1 tRNA gene and 1 rRNA gene are annotated in these 336 nt (G+C 52.4%); both read left to right on the plus strand.

The features are described from left to right. Positions 1–100, plus strand: a 16S ribosomal RNA gene (locus tag JHD69_RS20785); the annotation flags it as partial. Between the two features lie 109 nt (positions 101–209). After that, positions 210–284, plus strand: a tRNA-Ile gene (locus JHD69_RS20790). Positions 285–336: the final 52 nt, after the last annotated feature.

The raw sequence follows: 336 nt of genomic DNA on the forward strand, positions 1-336 counted from the left end.
AGTACGTAGCCGCAAGGAGCGTCCTAGGGTAAAACCGGTAACTGGGGCTAAGTCGTAACAAGGTAGCCGTACCGGAAGGTGCGGCTGGAATACCTCCTTTCTGGAGTAGATTGGACTACTCGCTGCGTTATAAAATGATTATCTTAAAGAAAACACCAAGAAGATGACGCCATGGGCGGCCCTGCCGGCCAAGCGGCGAGATTGATTACAGTCCCGTAGCTCAGCCTGGTTAGAGCACTACACTGATAATGTAGGGGTCTCCAGTTCAAATCTGGACGGGACTACAGCGCCTGGGTTGTTTTTTTGGGGGATTAGCTCAGCTGGCTAGAGCGCCTG

This window comes from Pedobacter sp. ASV12, from assembly GCF_016429155.1.
Classification (GTDB): Bacteria; Bacteroidota; Bacteroidia; order Sphingobacteriales; family Sphingobacteriaceae; genus Pedobacter.